Here is a 20,249-nt window from a genome sequence, read left to right as displayed (position 1 = left end):
TCATGAGTACTTCCCACTGGCGGGCGCCCGCCTTGAGTAATCCCGCTGCTCTGGCGGTCCGGCCCGGCGCGGAGCATAGTGTGCCGGTCGAGCAGGCGCGCCCGAACTCGGAATGGTCAGGTGGCACACCGGTGGACGTGAGGCAGGCGGGCGAGACGGCGCCCGCGCTGCGGGTCGTCGTGGGCGAGCCCGACCGGGCGGTGCGCGCCAGGCTCAGGAGCGTGCTGCACGTGGGCAACGGCATCCGCGTCCTGGGCGAGAGCGGCGACCCCGACCGGCTGTGCGAGCAGGCGGCCCGTTTCCAGCCCCGGGTGGCGGTGGTGAACGCGGCGCTGCGCCAGCCCGACGGCCAGGAGTCGGCGCTGGCCATGGCCGCCCAGGCGAGGAAGCGGACCCGGGTGGTGGTGGTCTCGGACGTGCTGGACGAGCAGCTCCTAGGGCGGGCGCTGCGCGGCGGCGCGGGCGGGTTCGTGCACCGCGAGTCGCTGCTGGAGGAGATCGTGCCCGCGATCCGGCTGGTCGCCGCCGGGCACACGTTCATCTCCAGCTCGATGGTCACCCGGCTGCGCGACCGCATCTCCGCCGTCATCCCGCGAGCCGACCGGCGGCCGGCGGCGCTGACCCGCCGCGAGGCCGAGGTGCTGGCCCTCGTCGCGGCCGGCCTGTCGAACGCGGGCATCGCGGGCCGGCTCGGCATCGGCACTGGAACGGTCCGCTCGCACCTGGCGCGCATCCTGGCCAAGCTGTCGGCGGCCAACCGGGCGCACGCGGTGGGCATCGCCTACGAGTCGGGGGTCATCACCGGCGAATCGGTTCACCGCCTGCTCGGGCGTGGGTAGCCCACCAGGCGTGCAGGGCCGGGTGCTGGGCGACGGCCTCCTCCGTGGTGAGCAGTGGCTCCGGCTCGCCGGTCAGGGCCCGCGCCACCGCCGCGCCGTCCTGGGCGGGCGGCGGGAGGAGCGCCTGGGCGCGGAAGAACCCGGCGGCCAGCTCGGGGCTGCTCAGCAGGGCCCGCGACCTGCGGGCGAGGATCTCCCGCTGGAACGCGCTCGCCTCCCGCGCCCCGTCGTCGCGTGGCCGGTCCTGGGCGAGCGCGAGCCGCCAGGACGTCTCCGCCTGCGCCGCCACGGCGCTCTGCACCGCCGGGAAGGCGTCCGGGTCGGCGCCGTGGCGGGCCAGCTCGGCCGCCAGCCGCAGCGCGCCCAGCGCGGCGACCGACATGCCGTGCGAGTGGACGGGGTTGAGCGCGCACACCGCGTCGCCGATCGCGAGGAAGCCGCCGGGCAGCGCGGCCCGCTCGAAGAACCTCCTGCGGTTGGCGGTGTCGCGGTACGGGCGGACGCCGCCCAGCGGGGTGGCGGCCGCCATGAGGTCGGCGACGAGCGGGTCGCGCAGCGCGCGGGCGAAGGCGGTGAAGCCTCGCTCGTCCACCGGCGGCTCGCCGCCCCGGGTGCCGGTGAGGGTGACGATCCAGCGGCCGTCCTCGACCGGGAACAGGGTCGCGCCCTGGCCGGGCCGTCCCGGCGCCGGGCGCGGGTGCAGCATGACGGCGGGCATGCCTTCGGCCAGCCCGTCCGGGGCCCGGTAGTGGCGGGTGGAGTACGCCAGCCCGGAGGAGACCGTGACCTCCTCGACGGCCGGCGCGCCGATCGCCCGGAGCCAGCCGGGCGCCTTCGACCTGCGGCCCGTCGCGTCCACGACGAGCGCGGCGGTGATCGTCCGCGTCCCGCCGCCCGCGGTCTCGACGACGGCGCCGGTGACGCGCCGCCGGTCGCCCGCCAGGCCGAGCGCCCGCGTGCCGGTCAGGACGGTGACGCCGGGCAGCGCCCGCTCGCGCACCACCTGGTCGAGCAGCCCGCGCCCGCACGACAGGAGGCAGGCGCCGGTGTCGAGCCGCCGGAACCAGCCCTGCGCGGCGAGCACCAGGGCGTCGCCGGGCAGGCCGCGCCGCTGCGCGCCGCGCGCCAGCAGCTCCGCCACCGTGCCGGGCAGCAGCTCGTCCAGCGCCCGGGCGCCGCCGCTCACCAGCACGTGGCTGTGCCGTGACTGCGGCAGCCCGCGCCTCGGCAGCGGGCCGGGCGGGTAGTGGTCGCCCTCGACCAGCAGCACCTCGCCGGCGTGCCGGGCGAGCACGGCGGCGGCCAGCACACCGGCCAGGCCGCCGCCGAGGACGAGCGCCCGCGTCATGAAAGCGCCGGGCGCTCTTCGATCAGCCCCTGCTCGATCATGGTGCCGAGGAACGCCTGCACGTCCTTCACGATGCGGACGCTCACGGCGACGCTGCCTCCGGAGAACTGCTGGGACAGCTCCGAGACGATCGCCTCGCGTTCACCCTTGTCGGCGACGAGCGTCCAGATCCGCGAAGCCGTCTCGTTCAAGCTGTGGAAGTCCCCGGACTCGGTGTGGTACAGCGAGATGCCTCCGGCGGTCTCCTGCCATATCACAGCGTCGCTGATCTGGAGTGACACACTCCACCTCCTCTAAACGGGCGTGATGGGAAGCAGTTCGCCGACGCGGACGGCGCCGGGCGAGGGTCGTACGTAGGTCTTCCAGTCGTCGAAGACCGGGTGCACGGCGTCGCTCGCCACCAGGCGCGGCGTCGTCATCTCGGGGTCGCGGGCCAGCTCGGCCGGCTTGATCCCCGACTCCAGCCACAGCTGGGTGGCGATGCCGTGCCGCAGGATCCGGCACTGGTGGCGGCTGTTGCGCCGCAGGTCGCCCGATTCGGACATGTGGGCGGCCCGGCAGCCTCCGCCGCAGGACGCCTTGATGTAGCACTTCTCGCAGTCGGCGTGGTAGTCGCCGCCGTACACCGAGCTCGTCCGCATGTCGTAAAGCAGCGGGGCGCCGAAGATCTCCGACAGCGACTGGCGGCGCACGTTGCCCGCCAGGTGGCCCGGTTCGGTGACGAGCTTGCACGGGTAGACGTCGCCCAGCGAGTTGATGTAGATCTCGTTGCCGCCCATCCCGCAGTTGCCGCGCACGGCGCACCGCTGGAGCGGCTTGGGCCCGTCCGGCAGGAGCCGTCCGGCCGCGGGCGAGGTCCAGGTGATGCGCTGGATGCGCAGGTGGTCCTCCCACCCGAACTCGAACTCGTCGTCGACGCCCCGGCCCAGGTTGTTGTGGTACATCAGCCGGATGTCGCGGACCTCGATGCCCTCCATGAAGGTGGCGAAGTCCTCGAGCTGGTCGACGTTGTCGGAGGTGACCAGGTGGTTGATGAGGGGCACCACGCCGGCGTCGTTGAGCATCCGCAGCGCCCGGTGGGTCTTGTCGAACGAGCCCGCGCCCCGGGTGCGGTCGTGCGTCTCGGCCGTGGCGCCGTCGACGCTCACCGTGACGGTGCCGAACAGGTCCGCGAAGCGCCGGGCGATCCCCGGGGTCCGGATCATCGTGGCGTTCGTGATGATGTTCGAGGTCAGGCCGCTGTCGTTGGCGTGCTGGACGATCTGGAACAGGTCCTTGCGCAGCATCGGCTCGCCACCGGTGAAGATCATGGTGGAGGCGCCGAACTCGGCCACCTGGGTGACCAGCGCCAGCGACTCCTCGGTGGTGAGCTCGCCCGGCAGGCACTTCTCCGAGGAGGCGTAGCAGTACGGGCAGCGCAGGTTGCAGCCGTCGGTGATGGCGTAGTAGACCTGGCTGAGCCGCGGCTCCGACATCGTGACCCGAGGCTGGTTCCCGTTGTAGTAGACGATCCAGCTCAGGATGAGCTTGGCGAGGAGCCGGTCGGTCTCCTCGGTCTCCTCCAGCCGTCCGCCCGGACGGGCCAGGGCCCGCAGGACGCCGAACTCCCGCGCGTCCAGGACGCACCGGCCACCCGACAGCGGATTGATGACCAGGTAGTCCCCATCGTGCACGAAGTAGGTCAGGTCTTCCGGTACGTCGAACAGCGAGTGGTTCCGGGCCAGCTTCCCAGACATCATTCCCCTTCACGCTCTCAGCGGCAGGTGCGGCCCCGGGCCAGGCCCGGCGGCCTGCGGCCCGGAGCCGCGTACGCGACAGCCGGCGTCGGCCGCGCCTAGTTCGCCACGGCCCCGGACCCGGAGCCGGACCAGGCCCCGCACATGCACTTGGCGTCGGCCTCGATCGAGTGGACCTCGACCTCCGGCCTGGCCCACTGCTCGCCCGACAGAACCTCGGGCAGCGTGGCCGGGATCTTGTCCTTGAGCGAGATGAGCAGGTCGGTTTCTTCCTTGGTCAAGGTGGCGAACGCCTCCTCGACCTCAGCGGCGATCGGGTCGTTGATGATCCCGGCCTCGCGCAGAGCTTCCTTCGGATCGAAGGCCATGCCCTCACCTCTCCGTGTTGGTGATGCGTTGCAGGTCGAGTATGAGCCGGTCACGAGAGGGTGGCACAACCCCACAAACGTGGGCTCTACCGGCGGTGACCTGGACCGGCGAGACCCCACGATCGTGGGGTTCCCGATCTCTTGCGATCGGCGGTGTCCCGTTTCAGCCTGGGTGTCAGGGCGCGGTCGTTCGGCGGACGAGGGGAAGAGCTGATGAGCGGTACCGGATCGGGTGTGTTCGACGCGCTCTCGCTCCTGCGGGCGGCCGGCCATCCCATCGACCTGCTCGACGAGCGGCAGCGGCGGGTGTTCGCCGAGCTCACCGAGCCGGAGGTCGCGCTGCTGAACTCGATCAAGAAGCGTCTGGACGAGGTCGCCGGCGAGGTCGAAGGACAGGAGCTCAAGCTCGTATGAGCGCACGGGGGCCGCGGCCTGCGCGCCGCAACGTCGTGGTCCTGTTCATCGACATGGTCGGGTCGACGGAGCTGGCCGAGCGCCTGGACCCGGAGCTGCTCATGCGGGTCCTGGACCGCTACTACGCCGCCTGCCGGGCGCGGATCACCGAGCACGGCGGCGTCGTGGAGAAGTACATCGGTGACGCGATCATGGCGGTGTTCGGCGTGCCGGTGAGCCGGGAGGACGACGCGCTGCGGGCGGTGCTGGCGGCGCGCGACTCGATGGCCGAGGTGCACCGGCTGGGCGCCGAGCTGAGCGCCGAGCTGGGCACGGGTGCGGGTTCGGTGGCCGCCGCGCGGGAGGGGGTGCGGCTGGACGCGCACTGCGGGGTCGCGTTCGGCGAGGTGATGGTGGCCGACGGCACGGGACCGGGCGTGCGGGTGATCGGCGACCCGGTCAACACGGCGGCCCGTCTGCAGTCGGCCGCGGCGCCCGGGGAGATCCTCGTCGGGGACGACGTCGCCCACCTGGTACGGCGGCACGCCCTGCTGGAGGAGGTTCCGCCGCTCAGCCTCAAGGGCAAGCGGGAGCCGGTGCGCGCCTGGCGGCTGGCCGGGGTGGAGCCCGACCGGGACGAGCCGGAGCCCGGCGCGGTGCCGCTGGCCGGCCGGGCCGAGGAGCTGCGCGGGCTCACCCTGCTGCACGAACGCGTGCTGGCCGACCGGCGGTGCGGCATGGCGACCGTGCTCGGCGCGCCCGGCATCGGCAAGTCGCGGCTGGTCAGGGAGTTCCTGGACCGGCTGCCCGACGGCGTGAGCGTGCTGACCGGCCGGTGCCCCTCCTACGGCATCGGCGCCACCTACCGGCCGATCGCGGAGATGCTGGAGGCGCTGAACGGCGGCTGGCCGGCCGTCGCCGCGATGCTCGGCCCGCAGAGCGCGCGGGTGCTGCGCGGGCTGGCGGGCACCGGGGAGCCCGGCGAGCTCGACACCGCCGGGGTGGCGGAGATCGCGCGGGCGGTGCGGTCGCTGTTCGAGGTGCTGGCCCGGCGCGGCCCGCTCGTGGTGGTGCTGGACAACCTGCAGTGGGCCGAGCCGACGCTGCTCGACCTGATCGAGGACTGCGCGGCGTGGCTGGCCCGGGTGCCGGTCCTGCTCGTCTGCGTGGCCCGGCCGGAGCTGTGCCGGACGCGGCCCGCGTGGGGGGCGGGCGTGGTGCGCGCCCTGTCGCTGGAGCTCGGCCCGCTGGGCCGGCCGGACATGGCCCGGCTCGTCGCCGAGCTCGCCGCCCTGCGCGCCGGCCGCGCCGAGGTGGTCGCCCACGACACGGCGGTCGCCGTACATGACGACGTCCTCGACCGGGTGACGTACGGCTCGGACGGCAACCCGCTGTTCGCCGAGCTGATGCTGGAGACGCTGGCCGAGGGCGGCTCCTCGCTGCCGCCCACCATCCAGGCACTGCTCGGCGCCCGGCTGGACCGGCTGGACGAGGCCGACCGCGACGTGCTGGAACGGGCCGCGACCATCGGCCAGGCGTTCACCGAGGAGCTGGTGGCGGAGCTGCTCGGCACCGGGCCCGACGCGGTGCGGGCGTCGCTGCGGCGGCTGCGCGACGACCGGCTGATCCGGCCCGGCGCGCTCCCGGGCGCGTACGAGTTCACGCAGACGCTCACCCGGGAGACCGTCTACGCGCTGACCAGCAAGCACGCGCGGGCGGACTGGCACCGGAAGCTGGCCGTCCGGGCGGGCGGCCACACGGGCGGCCACACGGGCGGCATCCCGGAGGACGCGCCCTTCCCCGGCCCCGGCCAGGCGGACGTCAGCCTGCACCTGCTGGCCGCCTGCCGGCTCACCCGCGAGGTGCGGCCGGGCGACCCGCTGCTGCCCGAGCTGACCGACCGGGCCGCCGCCTCGCTCATCAGGGACGGCTCCCGGGCGCTGCGCCGCAAGGACCTGCCGGCGGCGATCGCGCTGCTGGAACGCGGCCGGGAGATGCTGCCGCCGGGCCGGGACGAGCACCGGTCGCTGGCCGTCCGCATCAGCGACGCCCGGCTGGCCAGGGGCGAGGGCGACCGGGCCGCCGAGGCGCTGGACCGCGCCGGGGAGCTCGCTCCCGACGACCCGCGCACCGCGCTCACCTGCGCGATCCAGCGCGAGATCCTCGCCCTGCGCGCCGGGGCCCGCGGGCCCCGGCTGCCGCCGCTGCGCGAACGGCTGGCGCTCGACCCCGGCGACGAGCTGAGCTGGTGCCGCTTCCACCAGCTCGAAGCCCTGGCCCGCATCGAGGAGGGCCGGTTCGGCGCGGCGGACCGGGCGCTGCGCGACGGGCTCGGCCGGGCGCGGGCGATGGGTGACACGTACGAGGAGGACCGGCTGCTGGGCGGGCTGTGCGAGCTGGTGCAGTGGTCGCCGGCGCCGGTCCCGGAGGGGCTGGCGCTCTGCGCCGGCCTGCTGGACCGCTTCGCCGGCGACCGCGCCCTGCTGGTCCCGGTGCTCGCCACCCGGGCGCGGCTGCTCGCGCTCGCCGGCGAGCTGGAGGCCGCCCGCGAGGCGCTCGACACGGCCGACCGGCACGCCGCCGACCTGCACCTGGGGCTGCCCGCGCTCGCGGTGGCGCAGGTGCGGGGGCTGGCCGAGTCGCTGGCCGGCGACCACGAGAGCGCCGGGGACCGGTTCCGGCGGGCCGCCGCCGCGCTGCGCGCCGCCGGTCACGGGGCGCCCGCCGCCACCCTGGAGGTCTACGCGGCGCGCGAGGCCCTGCGGGCGGGGGACGCTGATCGGGCCGCCGCCGAGCTGGCGCGGCTCGCGGACGGCGGCGGCCCCCGGCAGCTGCGCGGCGAGGTGAGCGCCGCCGCGACCCGGGCGCTGATCGCGGCGCTCGGCGGCGCCCACGAGGAGGCGGCCCGCGCCGCCGCCCGCGCGCGGGCGCTGCTCGGCTCGACCGACGACCCCTGCCTGCGCGGCGACGTCCTGGCCGACCTCGCCAGGGCCGACCGGGCCGCCGGGCGCGACCCGGCCGCCGCCGCCCGCGCGGCGATCGAGGCGTACCTCACGAAAGGAGCGAGCTTGCCCGCCCGCAGGATCCGCGACTGGTGGGAGGAGCCGTGACCATGACGCCGCCCTGGCGCAGGGACCGGCCCGCCCAGTTCCCCGGGGTGCCCGCGTGGGGCCTGTCCACCCGGCGGCAGTCCCCCGAGCCCTTCGACGTCAGCCCGCTGTCGGGGGTGAGCAAGGAGTGGGCGTGGGGCGGGTCCGACGGCTCGGGTGTACGGGTGTGCGTGCTGGACACCGGCGTGGCCGCCGACCATCCGAGGATCGGCGGGCTGGAGCGGTCGCTGCACGTCGTCGGCGGGGACGACGGCAGGCCGGTCGTGGCCGAGTGCGAACCCGCCGACCCGGCCGGGCACGGCACCGCCTGCGCCGGGGTGATCCGGTCGATCGCCCCCGGCGTGTCGCTCACCTCGGTGCGGGTGCTCACCGACGGGAAGACCGGCTCCGGCGACGCGCTCGTGGCCGGGCTGAGCTGGGCCATCGAGGAGGGCTTCGACCTGGTCAACCTCAGCCTGTCGACGACCAGGTCCGGCTTCCGCGAGTCGCTGCACGAGCTGGCCGACCGCGCCTACTTCCGGCGCTGCCTGCTCGTGGCCGCCGCGCACAACATGCCCGTGCTCAGCTACCCGTGGACGTTCTCCTCGGTGGTCTCGGTGGCCAGCCACGACCTGCCCGACCCGATGACGTACTACTACAACCCGGCGCCGCCCGCGGAGTTCCACGCGCGCGGCGTCAAGGTGCCCGTCGCGTGGCCGGGCGGCCGGGAGATCCGCAGCACCGGCAACAGCTTCGCGGCCCCGCACATCACCGGCATCTGCGCGCTCATCCTGGGCAAGCATCCGTGGCTGACGCCGTTCCAGCTCAAGACCGTGCTCTATCTGGCAGCCGACAACACCCTGACTCACAGCGGAGAGGCCCATGTCTCCTGACGACATCGACGGCACCGAGCGCCGGCTGCTGCAGTCGGTCGTTGAAGTGGCCCGGCACATGTTCGGCGCCGCCGCCGCCTCCATCTTCCTGGTGGAGCCGGAGACCGGCGACCTGATCTTCGAGGCGGTGTCGGGCGAGGGCGAGAAGGAGCTGGTCGGCAGCCGGTTCCCGGCCGGGACGGGGATCGCCGGCTGGGTGGCGGCGAGCGGGCAGCCGATGGTCGCGGACGACGTGGCGGAGGTCGCGCCGTTCGCCCGCGACGCCGCCGAGTCCACCGGGTACGTGCCGCGCACGATCATGGCGGCGCCGCTGATCCGCTTCGAGGAGTGCGTCGGCGTCCTGGAGGTGCTGGACCGCACGGCCTCGCGCAGCGAGCTGGACGACATGGAGTTGCTCGGGCTGTTCGCCACCCAGGCGGCCTGCGCCCTGGAGCTGCTGCTGCGCATCCGGGCCGGGCGGCGCGCCGAGCCGCCGGCCGATCCGCGCGACCTGCTGCGCCGGATCGGCGAGCGCCTGTCGGCGTCCTCGCGGCCGCCCGACGCGACGGCGGTGCGCCTGCTGGCGCTCGCCGACGACCTGCTGGGGCCGTGACGGCCGGGCCGCGGCGCCGTCACCAGGCGGTGTGACGGCGGGTCTCTTTCCACATACGAGAGCGATCTTTACGTCCACTAAGAGCTATGTCACGATCACTCCGTTTTGCCGTTTGTTCTCAGGGAAGGCGGAAGTGATCACTCCCCCACCGGCACCCCCACCCTCCCGGCCCCTTGCTTCCTGGCACGACTCACTCTGAAAGGACGACATGGGAGCCAGCCGTCCGCACGACGCACTCCCCAGGAACGCATGGCCGTTCGTCGGACGCGCCACCGCGCTGCGCACCACCACGGAGGCGGCGGCGCGGGCGGAGGTGCGCGGCGTGGTGGTCGTGGGGCCGCCGGGGGCCGGCCGGACCCGACTGGCCGCGGAGGCGCTCGCCCGGCTGGCCTCGGCGGGACATCCGGTGGCCTGGGCCGGCGCCACCGCCGCCGCCGCGGCGATCCCGCTGGGCGCGCTGCTCCACCTCGCGCCGCTGAGCGACTGCGCGGCACACGGCACCCGGGTGGTCTTCGACCGGATCGTGGAGCGTTTCAGCGCCCCCGCCGCCGAGCGCCCGGTGCTCGTCGTGGACGACGCCCACCTGCTCGACAGCGTCTCGGCCGCGCTCGTCCACCGGCTCGCCCTGCACACGCGCGCCTTCGTGCTGCTCACCGCCCGGCAGGGGCAGCCCGCGCCCGACGTGGTGACCGCGCTGTGGAAGGAACGGCTGGCCCGGCGCGTCGAGCTGCGCCCGCTCGCCGACCACGACGTCGACACGCTGCTCGAACGCGCGCTCGGCGGGCCGCTGGACGCCGTCACCCGGCGCACGCTGCGCCGCCTGTCGGCCGGGAACCCGCTGGTGCTGCGCGAGCTGGTGCAGTCCGGGCTGGAGGGCGCGGTGCTGCACCGCGTCGACGGCCTGTGGCACCTGGGCGAGCAGGTGCGGGTCACGGGGCGGCTCGGCGACCTCCTGGAGGCGCAGATGCAGGTCGGCGACCCGGCCGTGCTGGGCGTGCTGGAGACCCTGGCCTGCCAGGAGCCGCTCGGCCAGCGGGTGCTCGAACGCCTGGCCGGGCCCGCCGCGGTCGCGCAGGCCGAACGGCAGGGGCTGGTCACGGTAGAGCTCTGCGGGGCGCGGCAGCGCACCCGGCTCACGATCCCCGCCTACGGCGAGGTGTTGCGCGCCCGCATGCCGCGCGCCCAGGCCCGGGCGATCTGGGGGCGGCTCGCCCGGGAGCTGGCCGCGTTACCGGGCCGCCGCGAGGACGACGCGCTCGACCTGGCCGTCGCGCGGCTCAACGCCGGTCTCGGCACGTCGGCGCGCGAGCTGCTGCACGCCGCGCAGCGCACCGCGGGACGGCTGGAGCTGAAGGCCGCAGAACGGCTGGCCACCGCCTCGCTGGACGCCGGGGGCGGCGTGGACGCGGCCCTCACGCTGGCCGAGGTCCTGTGCCACCAGGGACGCCACGCCGACGCCGCGGGCCTGCTCCCGGCGGCCGAGCAGTGCCGCGACGCCGAACGCGCCGGACGCCGGGCGATCCTCCGCGAGAAGATCGGCTACTGGCGCCGCCAGGTCACGCCGGACCCGCAGGACCCGGGCGGCGAGCGGGCCGCGGAGGCGGTGCGGGCCTGGACGATGCTGCTCGACGGGCACGTCAGGCGCTCCCTGGCGGCCGGGACGGCGCTGCTCGGGCCGGCCGACCCGCTGCCCGCCGAGGCGGCGGTGCGCGCCGCCACGGCCGTCCAGCTCGCGGCGGGGCTCATGGGCGACACCCACCGGGCCGAGGCCGCGTACGCCCGCGGCGTGGCGGTCACCTCGGCGGGCCGGGCGGTGTCGCCGTGGGCGCGGGCCCAGGTGGGCGCCGCCCGCTGCCTGGCGCTGCTGCTGGGAGGCGCCCTCACCACCGCCGCCGAGGACGTGGAGACGGGCTACCGGGAGGCCGTCGAGGGCCAGCTGACCGCGCCGGTCGTCGGCGTGTGGGCGGTCGTGCGCGGCTTCGTGGCCAAGGCGCAGGGCCGGGTGGCGCCGGCCCAGCAGGCGCTGCGCGAGGCCGTCGTGCTGCTCGGCGAGCACGACCCGCTGCGGCTGCGCGGCGTCTACCTGGCCGAGCTGGCGGGCGCGTACGCGATGGCGGGTGACACGGTGCAGGCCGACGCCTGGCTCAGCCGGATGGACGGCTGTCCCCCGCCGCCGGGGGCGCTGTTCGACCCGTGGATCGAGCGCAACCGGGCGTGGGCCGCCGCCGCCGCGCTCGACCTGCTGGGCGCCGCGAACCACGCGATGCAGGCGGCCAAGGCGGCGCGGGAGGCCGAGTCGCCGATGGTCGAGGCGCTGGCGCTGTTCGACGCGGCGCGCTTCGGCGAGGCCAGGGAGGTGTCGGCCCGGCTGCACCGGATCGCCGGGGAGACGGCGGCGCCCGCGGCGGCGGCGTTCGCGCGGGCGTCCACCGCGCTGGCCACCGACGACGCCCGGCAGCTGACGGCGGCGGCCGAGACGCTGTATCACACGGGCCACCTGCTGCACGCGGCCGAGGCGGCGGCGACGGCGCACCGGCTGCACGCCAGGGCGGGGCGGCGCACGGCGGCCAAGACCGCGCTCGCCTTCGCCAGGGAGCGGCTCGCCGAGTGCGGGGCCGTGCGGACGCCGCTGACGGACCTGACGGGCAGCGAGGCGTCGCTGACGCCCCGGGAGCTCCAGGTCGCCAAGCTGGTCACCGCCGGGCTGCCGGCCCGCGAGGTCGCCGGCCGGCTCGGCCTGTCGCTGCGGACCGTCAACAACCACCTGGGCCGGGTGTACGCCAAGCTCGGCGTCTCCGGACGGCACGGGCTCGCGCAGGTGCTGGGCAGCGGCCCGGAGGGCTGAGCCCGCCGGTCACTCGCCGCCGGTGAGGGCGGCGACCAGGTCGGCGGCGGTGCGGCAGCGGTCGAACAGCTCGCCGACGTGCTGCTTGGTGCCCCGCAGCGGCTCCAGCGTGGGAACACGCTGGAGGGACTCGCGGCCCGGGATGTCGAAGATGACCGAGTCCCAGGAGGCCGCGGCCACGGAGTCGCTGTACTGGCGCAGGCAGCGGCCCCGGAAGTAGGCGCGGGTGTCGGTCGGCGGGTTCTCGACGGCGCGCTCGACCTCGTCCTCGGTGATGAGGCGCTGCATGCGGCCGCGCGCCACGAGGCGGTTGTAGAGGCCGCGGTCGGGGCGGATGTCGGAGTACTGCAGGTCGACGAGCTGCAGGCGGGGGTGCGACCAGGCGAGGCCGTCGCGGCTGCGGTAGCCCTCCAGCAGCTCCAGCTTGGCGACCCAGTCGAGCTCCTTGGACAGCTGCATCGGATCCTCGGCGAGGCGGGTCAGCACCGACTCCCAGCGGTCGAGGACGTCCTTGTTCATCTCGTCCTGGGCGGTGCCGCGCTCCTCGACGTACTTGCGGGCCTGCTCCAGGTATTCCATCTGGAGCTGGACGGCGGTGAGCTTGCGGCCGTCGCGCATGGGGATCTCGTAGCGGCAGCTCGGGTCGTGGGAGACGGCGCGCAGGGACTGCACGGGGTTCTCCACGGCGAGGTCGCGGCTGAGGAAGCCCTCCTCGATCATGGCGAGGACGAGCGCCGTCGACCCCAGCTTCAGGTAGGTGGAGATTTCCGACATGTTGGCGTCGCCGATGATGACGTGCAGCCGCCGGTACTTCTCCGGGTCGGCGTGCGGCTCGTCGCGGGTGTTGATGATCGGCCGCTTGAGCGTCGTCTCCAGGCCCACCTCGACCTCGAAGAAGTCGGCGCGCTGGCTGATCTGGAAACCCTCGCCGCGTGAGTCCTGGCCGATGCCGACCTTGCCGGCGCCGACGACGACCTGCCGCGAGACGAAGAACGGCGTCAGGTGGCGGACGATGTCGGCGAACGGGGTGGCCCGGCGCATCAGGTAGTTCTCGTGGCAGCCGTAGCTGGCGCCCTTGGCGTCGGTGTTGTTCTTGTAGAGCTGGATGGGGGCGTTGGCGGGGATCGCGCCGGCCCGCTGGGCGGCGTCGTACATCACCCGCTCGCCCGCCTTGTCCCAGATGACCGCGGCGCGGGGGTTGGTGCACTCCGGCGTGGAGTATTCGGGGTGCGCGTGGTCGACGTAGAGCCGGGCGCCGTTGGTCAGGATGACGTTGGCCAGCCCGAGGTCCTCGTCGGTGAGCTGGGTGGGGTCGGCGACCTCGCGGGCGAGGTCGAAGCCCCTGGCGTCGCGCAGGGGGTTCTCCTCTTCGAAGTCCCAGCGCGCTCTGCGTGCCCTGGCCGCCGAGGCCGCCAGGTAGGCGTTCACGACCTGGGAGGAGGTCACCATCGCGTTGGCGCCTGGCTGACCGGGTACGGAGATGCCGTACTCGGTCTCGATGCCCATCACCCGACGCACCGTCATGCGCACCCTCTGTTCGTCCGGATCTGTCTATCCGCCGTTTATATGCCCGAGCCTATGCCCTTCACAGTGCCCCGGGGTCACAGAGTTATGGCACCGACGCCTTTTCAACCTGTACGGCGGGAGTTGTTGTGCTTTGTGGAGTTCTGCGGGGCTTGAGTAGCCGCTGGATGGGCCGTTCGGCAAAGAGGTAGATCGCGTACGACAGCGCGACGGCCGCCAGCGTGGTCACCGCGACCACCGCGAGCGGGGGCAGATCCCCGACGAGCAGGGGGATCAGGGCCGCCGCGACCACGGAGTGGAACAGGTAAAGCGGGTAGGTGGTCGCCCCGAGCGCGGTCAGCGCCGGGCGCGCCCGCACCCGCATGAGCCCGAGCGCGACCAGCGACATGACGACGAAGATCAGCGTGACCGTGATGATCACGCTGACGTCGCTGACGGGCATGTTCCTGAACCCGGCGAGCTCGATCCGGCCGTGCACACGTTCGAGCGCGGCGTGCAGCGACATCCCGTACGACCCGGCCACGTAGAGCCAGGGAAGCCAGGCGCTGCCGTGCTTGTGGATGAGATAGAGCGACATGCCGGCGATGAAGTAGGGCGCGTACCGGGGCATGACGATCTCGTTGAGCAGCGGGTTCCCCAGCAGCTCGGCGCCCAGCGCGGCCACCAGCCAGACGCCCGAGAAGGCCAGCACGCGGCCGTACGTGACGCCCGCGATCACCAGGATCGAGATGAGCAGGTAGAAGCGGAGCTCTGCCCACAGCGACCAGTAGACGCCCGTCGCGTCCGTGACCTTGAACAGCCGCTGGAACATGGTGGCGTTCACCAGGTAGTCGCCTGGCGAAAGTTTTGGGTTGAGCGGCTTGGCGGCGGTCAGCCCGTAGAAGGCCGCCACGGCGATCAGGCTGAGCCAGTACGCCGGGTAGAGCCGCACCAGCCGGGAGCGGGCGAACGCGCCGAGCCCGCGCCCCCACACGCTCATCAGGATGACGAATCCGCTGATGACGAAGAACAGCTCCACGCCGAGGATGCCCAGCCCGGCGATCGGGGCGACGGCGGGGAAGAGCTCGGCCGGCCGGTCACCCCAGACCGAGGCGTAGGCGATCAGGTAGTGGAAGGCCAGCACGGCGAGGGCGGCGATGAACCGCAGGAGGTCGAGCTCGGCCAGCCGGCCGTCCCCGCGAGCATGCTTCGGCCGGTTCGCTTGACGCACGGCCCTTAGACGTCACAACGATCACTTTGGTTCCGTTCCTTCGCTTCTGTCACAACAAGCATCGAAATTTTCGTGGCTGAGAGCCGTAAGCCGTCACGGTCGTTGGGGCCGGGGTGTGCCGCTCGTCACCATGTCGGCCATGCGAAATCACCTGGTCATCGCAGTGGCGGCGGTCGCCCTGCTGAGCGCGGGCTGCGGCCGGTCCACCTCCGGCGCGGCGGCGCCCTCCGTACCCCCCACCACCGGCAAGAGCGCGAAGGATCTCGTCCCCGAGGACGTCCGCAAGACGGGCGTGCTGCGGGTCGCCACGGCGGAGGGCTATCCGCCGATGGAGATGTACAAGCCCGGCACCCAGGAGCTGACGGGCGTCGACATCGACCTGGCCAAGGCCATCGGCGAGCAGCTCGGGCTCAAGACCCAGGTGACGAACGCGGCCTTCGACGGCCTCATCCCCGGCCTCCAGGCCGGCCGGTGGGACCTGGCCATGTCCTCCATGAGCGACACCGAGCAGCGGCGCCAGGCGGTCGACTTCGTCGACTACTTCCAGGCCGGCGGCTCGATCCTGGTGAAGAAGGGCAACCCCGAAGGCATCAAGACCCTCGCCGACCTGTGCGGCAAGAAGGTCGTCCTGGCCAAGGGCAGCTCCAACCTCGACATCGGCATGCGCCAGAACGACAAGTGCGACAAGAAGATGGAGATCCTGCAGAGCGAGGACGCGCCGACCGGCCTGCTGACGATCGACTCCGGCCGCACCGTCGCCACCATCGTCGACTCCCCCGTCGGCCACATGTACGCCAAGGACACCGGCAGGTACGAGGTCCTGTCCGAGCAGTACGACGCCGGGCCGTGGGGCATCGCGGTGGACAAGAAGGACACCGCCCTGCGTGACGCCGTCGCCAAGGGCCTTCAGGAGCTGATGGACAGCGGCGGCTACAAGGCCATCCTCGACACCTACGGCGTGGCCGCCAACGGCCTGCCCAAGGTGACGATCAACACGGGCGCGTCGTGACGGAACTGCCGATCGACGCGGTGCGCCCGCCCCGGCCCGGCAGGGTGGTCGCCGCCGCCCTGGCCGGGCTGGCGCTGGCCTGGCTCGCGTACACGATCATCGTCAACGAGAACCTGCACTGGGACGTGATCGTCGCGTTCCTGTTCGACCCCAGGATCCTGAGCGGCCTGCTCGTCACGATCGCGCTCACCGTGCTGTCGATGGTGATCGGCGTCGCGCTCGGCGTGATCGCGGCGGTGATGCAGCTGTCGGACAGCCCGGTGCTGCGCGGCGCCGCCGGCCTCTACACGTGGTTCTTCCGGGGCACGCCGCTGCTGGTGCAGCTGATCTTCTGGTTCAACGTCGGCCTGGTGTTCCCGGTGATCGGCATCGGGGTGCCGTTCGGCGGGCCGATGCTCGTCGAGTGGCAGGCGAACGTGCTCATCACCCCGTTCATCGCGGCCGCGCTCGGCCTGACGATCAACGAGGGCGCCTACATGGCGGAGATCGTCCGGGCCGGCATCCGGTCCGTCGACCCCGGCCAGCGGGAGGCGGCCGAGGCGCTGGGCATGTCCCACCGGCAGATCCTGCGCCGCGTGGTGCTGCCCCAGGCGATGCGGGTGATCATCCCGCCGACGGGCAACCAGTTCATCTCGATGCTCAAGACGACGTCGATGGTGTCGGTGATCGCGGGCGCCGAGCTGCTGACCGTGGCGCAGCGGATCTACCTGGGCAACTTCGAGGTGATCGCGCTGCTGGTCGTGGCGTCGGTGTGGTACCTGGTGCTGACCACCGTCGCGAGCGTGGGCCAGCACTTCCTGGAGAAGAGGTTCAGCCGCGGGGAGGCCGGACGATGAGTGTCATGGTGAGCGTGCGCTCGGTGCGCAAACGGTTCGGGTCGCTGGAGGTGCTCAAGGGCGTCAGCCTCGACGTGCCCGAGGGCGGCGTGGTCTGCGTCGTCGGGCCGTCCGGGTCCGGCAAGTCGACGCTGCTGCGGTGCGTGAACCGGCTGGAGACGATCGACTCGGGCCGCATCTGGGTGGACGGCGAGCTCATGGGCTTCCGCGAGGTGGGCGGGAAGCTGCACCTGCTCAAGCCGGCCGAGCTGTGCCGGCAGCGGCGCAAGATCGGCATGGTGTTCCAGCGCTTCCACCTGTTCCCGCACATGACGGCCCTGGAGAACGTGATGGAGGGGCCGTGCACCGTGCAGGGCGTCTCCCGGCAGCGGGCCCGCGAGCAGGCGGGCGCGCTGCTGGAACGCGTCGGCCTGTCCGACCGGGCCCACCACTACCCCGCCCAGCTCTCGGGCGGCCAGCAGCAGCGGGTCGCGATCGCGCGCAGCCTGGCGATGGAGCCGAAGGTGATGCTGTTCGACGAGCCGACCAGCGCGCTCGACCCCGAGCTGGTGCAGGAGGTGCTCGGCGTCATGCGGGACCTGGCCACGAGCGGGATCACCATGGTGGTGGTCACGCACGAGATGGGGTTCGCCAGGGAGGCGGGCGACCATCTGGTGTTCATGGACGACGGGATGATCGTCGAGGAGGGGCCGCCACGCGACGTGCTGTCCGACCCCCAGCACGAGCGCACCCGCGCGTTCCTGGGGCAGGTGCTGTGAACGCCGACCTGCTGATCGCCGGCGGCCTGCTGGCCGACGGCACCGGCGCCCCGGCGCGCCGCGCGGACGTCGCCGTGACGGGCGGGCGGATCACCGTGCTCGAACGCGGCGCCGCCGCCGGTCCCGGCGCGACCGGCGGGCCCGGGGGCGTGGACGCCGCCGGGCGCGTGGACGCGGCCGAGGTCGTGGACGCGGCCGAGGTCGTGGACGCGGCCGGGCTGGTGGTCGCGCCCGGGTTCATCGACGTGCACACCCACTCCGACGCCGTCACGCTGCTGGGCGAGGAGGCGTGGGAGCTGGCGGTCGCGCCCGTGCGGATGGGCGTGACGACGGAGATCTGCGGCAACTGCGGGTCCGGGCTGTTCCCGGGGCTGCCGGAGCGGCTGCCGGAGATGCGGGCGTCGAGCCGGGTCACCTTCGGCGGACGAGTCCCGATTTTTCCGGACTTCGAGGGGTTTGCGGAGGCGCATCGGGCCGCCCCCCGCTCCAACCACCTCAGCTCCCTCGTCGGCCACGGCACCCTGCGCGCGGGCGTGCTCGGCTACGAGGACCGCCCCGCCTCCCCGCGCGAGCTGGACGTCATGCGCGGCCTGCTCGACGACGCCCTCGCCGCGGGAGCCACCGGCCTGTCGACCGGTCTCATCTACACCCCCGGCACCTACGGCGGCACCGACGAGGTGGTCGCCCTGGCCGCCGTCGCCGCCCGCCACGGCCGCCCGTACGTCACCCACCTGCGCGACGAGATGGCCCGCGTGGAGGAGGCGCTGGAGGAGGCCGTCGAGATCGCCCGCCGCAGCGGCGCGGCCCTGCACGTCTCCCACCACAAGACCGCCGGCCGCCACGCCTGGGGCAGGACCGTCCGCACCCTGGCGCGGATCGCCGAGCTGCGCGAGCAGGGCCTGGACGTCACCTGCGACGTCTACCCCTACACCGAGGCGAGCACCTCCCTGGCGGCCATGCTGCCGCCGTGGGCCAACGACGGCGGCACCCGCGCGCTGCTCACCCGCCTGGCCGACCCCGGCCAGCGCGACCTGATGCGCCGCGCGATCGCCGACGGCGTGCCCGGCTGGGAGAACACCGTCGGCAACGGCGGCTGGGACCGCATCTCCGTCGCCTGCGCCCCCCGCAACCCGGCCGTCGAGGGCCGCACCATCGCCGACCTCGGCGGCGACCCCGTCGACGTGGCCGCCGACCTGCTGCTGTCGGAGGACGGCGAGGTGACCATCATCAGCCACTCCATGCGCGAGGACGACGTCCAGCGGGTGCTGGCGAGCCCGTTCACCATGATCGGCTCCGACGGGGTGCCCAAACCCGGCCACCCCCACCCGCGCCTGGCCGGCACCTTCCCCCGCGTACTCGGCCGGTACGTGCGCGAGCAGGGGCTGGTGACGCTGGAGGAGGCGGTGCACAAGATGAGCGGGATGGCCGCGGCCCGCTTCGGGCTGCGCGACCGCGGCGTCGTGCGCGACGGGGCGCACGCCGACCTCGTGCTGTTCGACCCCGCCACGATCGCCGACGGCGCCACGTACACCGACCCGCTGCTGCCCCCCACCGGCCTGCGCCTCGTCGTCACCGCCGGCCAGGTGGCGGTCCGCGACAACACGGTCACCCCCGCCCGCCCAGGAAGGATCGTGACCCCATGACCCCCACCGACCCTGAGGCCCCCGCTGACGCCGGGCGCCCCCTTGATGCGCCCCTGTCCGGTGGTGCGCCACCGCCCGGGGGTGCGCCACCATCCGGGGGTGCGCCACCATCCGGAGGTGCGCCGCCGTCCGGAGGCGCGCCGCCGTCCGGGGGTGGGCTTCTGGCCGGAAGGGTCGCGCGGGAGGTTGCGGGGTTGTTGCGGGAGGTCGCCGCGGTGGTGGAGGCCGGGGCTCAGGCGGGTGACGGCTCGGCAGCGGTCGGCGGGGCGCTGGAGCGGATCGCGGCGGCGTGCCCCGGCACGCTGGCCGTGGCCGTGCGGCCGGCCGCGCTCGCGCCGCCCGGTGTGCCGTTCGGGCCCGCCCCCGAGGGGAGCAGGCCGCCGGCGTCCGGCGGCGAGGTTCCGGAGGGGGACGGGCAGCAGGCCGCCCGCGCCGCGCTGCCGGACGACGGGCCCGGTCCTGAGGCGTACGGGCAGGCGTACCGGGAGCTGTCGCTGAACGAGGATGTGGAGCTGCCGCTGGCCAGCGTCGGGAAGCTGCTCCTGCTGGCCGAGGTTGCGATGAGCGTCGACGGCGGCATCCTGGACCCGGACGAGCCGGTGCGGGTGCACGACGACGACTACTGCGGCGGGTCGGGCCTGCTGCTGGGCCTGTCGGCGCGTACGTGGACGGTCGGCGACCTGGCCCTGATGACGGCGGCGGTGAGCGACAACACGGCGACGAACGCGCTGCTGCGCCGCATCGGCCTGGACCGGGTGAACGCGGCCGGCGCGGCGCTCGGGCTGACCCGGACGCGGCTGCTGGACCGGATCAGGGAGCCGCGCGGCCCGGAGCATCCGGCGACGTTCGCGATCGGCACGGCCGGGGAGCTGGCGGGGCTGGCGGCGCTGGTGGCGGGCCCGGCCGGGTGGCAGGTGCTGATGCGCGAGTGGATGCTGGCCAACACCGACCACGGCCTGGTCCCGGCGCTGCTGGGGCATGATCCGGAGGGCGGCAGGGTCGCCTGCAAGACGGGCACGGACGACGGCATCCGTACGGACGTGGGGCTCATGGGCCCGCTCGCCTACGCGGTCCTCGCCGGCGGCCCGCCGGGCTCGGACCAGGACCTGGTGCGGGCGGTCCGCCTCACGGGCGCCCTGATCGCCGCCGCCGCGACCCGGTAGGGA

The 20,249-nt window shown here is 74.0% G+C and carries 17 protein-coding genes; 11 read left to right on the top strand and 6 right to left on the bottom strand.

Annotated elements, in window-relative coordinates; translation table 11 throughout:
• Positions 1 to 131: 131 nt before the first annotated feature.
• Positions 132 to 839 carry a response regulator transcription factor gene (locus tag AB0G11_RS17835; RefSeq protein WP_219517439.1) on the top strand — a complete coding sequence of 236 codons (708 nt, stop codon included), beginning with the start codon at positions 132 to 134 and terminating at the stop codon, positions 837 to 839.
• On the opposite strand, the gene AB0G11_RS17830 is transcribed toward AB0G11_RS17835, so the two are convergent.
• The 4 genes from AB0G11_RS17830 to AB0G11_RS17815 all read right to left on the bottom strand — a co-directional run bounded on the left by AB0G11_RS17830 (position 799) and on the right by AB0G11_RS17815 (position 4,291).
• Positions 799 to 2,187 (bottom strand): FAD-dependent oxidoreductase, encoded by a 1,389-nt coding sequence (locus tag AB0G11_RS17830; protein ID WP_357586816.1) that lies wholly within the window; start codon positions 2,185 to 2,187, stop codon positions 799 to 801. The genes AB0G11_RS17835 and AB0G11_RS17830 overlap by 41 nt on opposite strands.
• On the bottom strand, positions 2,184 to 2,468 hold the full coding sequence (locus AB0G11_RS17825) for a PqqD family protein (protein WP_219517442.1): 285 nt from the start codon (positions 2,466 to 2,468) through the stop codon (positions 2,184 to 2,186). The genes AB0G11_RS17830 and AB0G11_RS17825 overlap by 4 nt, the downstream gene beginning before the upstream one ends.
• A gap of 12 nt (positions 2,469 to 2,480) precedes the next feature.
• Positions 2,481 to 3,923, bottom strand: a complete 1,443-nt coding sequence (stsB, locus tag AB0G11_RS17820; RefSeq protein WP_357586814.1) for a StsB family radical SAM/SPASM domain sactipeptide maturase — start codon at positions 3,921 to 3,923, stop codon at positions 2,481 to 2,483.
• A 98-nt stretch (positions 3,924 to 4,021) separates the two neighbouring features.
• Positions 4,022 to 4,291, bottom strand: a complete 270-nt coding sequence (locus tag AB0G11_RS17815; RefSeq protein WP_219517446.1) for a StsA-related sactipeptide RiPP — start codon at positions 4,289 to 4,291, stop codon at positions 4,022 to 4,024.
• Between the two features lie 213 nt (positions 4,292 to 4,504).
• Here AB0G11_RS17815 and AB0G11_RS17810 point away from each other — a divergent pair, with 213 nt between their 5' ends.
• From AB0G11_RS17810 to AB0G11_RS17790, 5 genes are all read left to right on the top strand, one after another.
• Entirely contained in the window at positions 4,505 to 4,705 is a 201-nt protein-coding gene (locus tag AB0G11_RS17810; RefSeq protein WP_219517448.1) for an aroma-sacti cluster domain-containing protein, read from the top strand.
• On the top strand, positions 4,702 to 7,794 hold the full coding sequence (locus AB0G11_RS17805) for an AAA family ATPase (RefSeq protein WP_357586812.1): 3,093 nt from the start codon (positions 4,702 to 4,704) through the stop codon (positions 7,792 to 7,794). Before AB0G11_RS17810 ends, AB0G11_RS17805 begins: the two co-directional genes overlap by 4 nt.
• A 2-nt stretch (positions 7,795 to 7,796) precedes the next feature.
• Positions 7,797 to 8,666: a S8 family serine peptidase gene (locus tag AB0G11_RS17800; RefSeq protein ID WP_219514662.1), complete on the top strand. Its 870-nt coding sequence runs from the start codon at positions 7,797 to 7,799 to the stop codon at positions 8,664 to 8,666.
• Positions 8,656 to 9,258 (top strand): GAF domain-containing protein, encoded by a 603-nt coding sequence (locus AB0G11_RS17795; RefSeq protein WP_219514664.1) that lies wholly within the window; start codon positions 8,656 to 8,658, stop codon positions 9,256 to 9,258. Before AB0G11_RS17800 ends, AB0G11_RS17795 begins: the two co-directional genes overlap by 11 nt.
• A gap of 208 nt (positions 9,259 to 9,466) precedes the next feature.
• Positions 9,467 to 12,103 (top strand): LuxR family transcriptional regulator, encoded by a 2,637-nt coding sequence (locus AB0G11_RS17790; protein ID WP_219514666.1) that lies wholly within the window; start codon positions 9,467 to 9,469, stop codon positions 12,101 to 12,103.
• A 9-nt stretch (positions 12,104 to 12,112) separates the two neighbouring features.
• Here AB0G11_RS17790 and dop read toward each other — a convergent pair whose 3' ends face one another.
• The gene (dop, locus tag AB0G11_RS17785) at positions 12,113 to 13,627 is read right to left on the bottom strand and encodes a depupylase/deamidase Dop (protein ID WP_246646523.1); all 1,515 of its coding nucleotides are present in this window, start codon (positions 13,625 to 13,627) and stop codon (positions 12,113 to 12,115) included.
• Positions 13,628 to 13,712: 85 nt separating this feature from the next.
• On the bottom strand, positions 13,713 to 14,837 hold the full coding sequence (locus AB0G11_RS17780; protein WP_219514673.1) for an acyltransferase: 1,125 nt from the start codon (positions 14,835 to 14,837) through the stop codon (positions 13,713 to 13,715).
• Positions 14,838 to 14,976: 139 nt separating this feature from the next.
• On the opposite strand from AB0G11_RS17780, the gene AB0G11_RS17775 reads away from it, so the two are divergent.
• From AB0G11_RS17775 to AB0G11_RS17755, 5 genes are all read left to right on the top strand, one after another.
• Entirely contained in the window at positions 14,977 to 15,846 is an 870-nt protein-coding gene (locus AB0G11_RS17775) for an ABC transporter substrate-binding protein (RefSeq protein ID WP_246646524.1), read from the top strand.
• Positions 15,843 to 16,682, top strand: a complete 840-nt coding sequence (locus tag AB0G11_RS17770; protein ID WP_219514681.1) for an amino acid ABC transporter permease — start codon at positions 15,843 to 15,845, stop codon at positions 16,680 to 16,682. The genes AB0G11_RS17775 and AB0G11_RS17770 overlap by 4 nt, the downstream gene beginning before the upstream one ends.
• Complete coding sequence (locus AB0G11_RS17765) at positions 16,679 to 17,440, top strand: amino acid ABC transporter ATP-binding protein (protein ID WP_281427413.1); 762 nt, start codon at positions 16,679 to 16,681, stop codon at positions 17,438 to 17,440. The genes AB0G11_RS17770 and AB0G11_RS17765 overlap by 4 nt, the downstream gene beginning before the upstream one ends.
• Positions 17,437 to 19,083 carry a D-aminoacylase gene (locus AB0G11_RS17760; RefSeq protein WP_357586811.1) on the top strand — a complete coding sequence of 549 codons (1,647 nt, stop codon included), beginning with the start codon at positions 17,437 to 17,439 and terminating at the stop codon, positions 19,081 to 19,083. Before AB0G11_RS17765 ends, AB0G11_RS17760 begins: the two co-directional genes overlap by 4 nt.
• A gap of 194 nt (positions 19,084 to 19,277) precedes the next feature.
• Positions 19,278 to 20,246 (top strand): serine hydrolase, encoded by a 969-nt coding sequence (locus tag AB0G11_RS17755; RefSeq protein WP_357586809.1) that lies wholly within the window; start codon positions 19,278 to 19,280, stop codon positions 20,244 to 20,246.
• Positions 20,247 to 20,249 lie beyond the last annotated feature (3 nt).

The sequence above is a fragment of the Nonomuraea sp. NPDC023979 genome (assembly GCF_040639085.1).
Classification (GTDB): domain Bacteria; phylum Actinomycetota; class Actinomycetes; order Streptosporangiales; family Streptosporangiaceae; genus Nonomuraea; species Nonomuraea ceibae.
The sequence above is the reverse complement of the archived record's forward strand: the minus strand, read 5'-3'. Positions and strand labels throughout refer to the sequence as shown.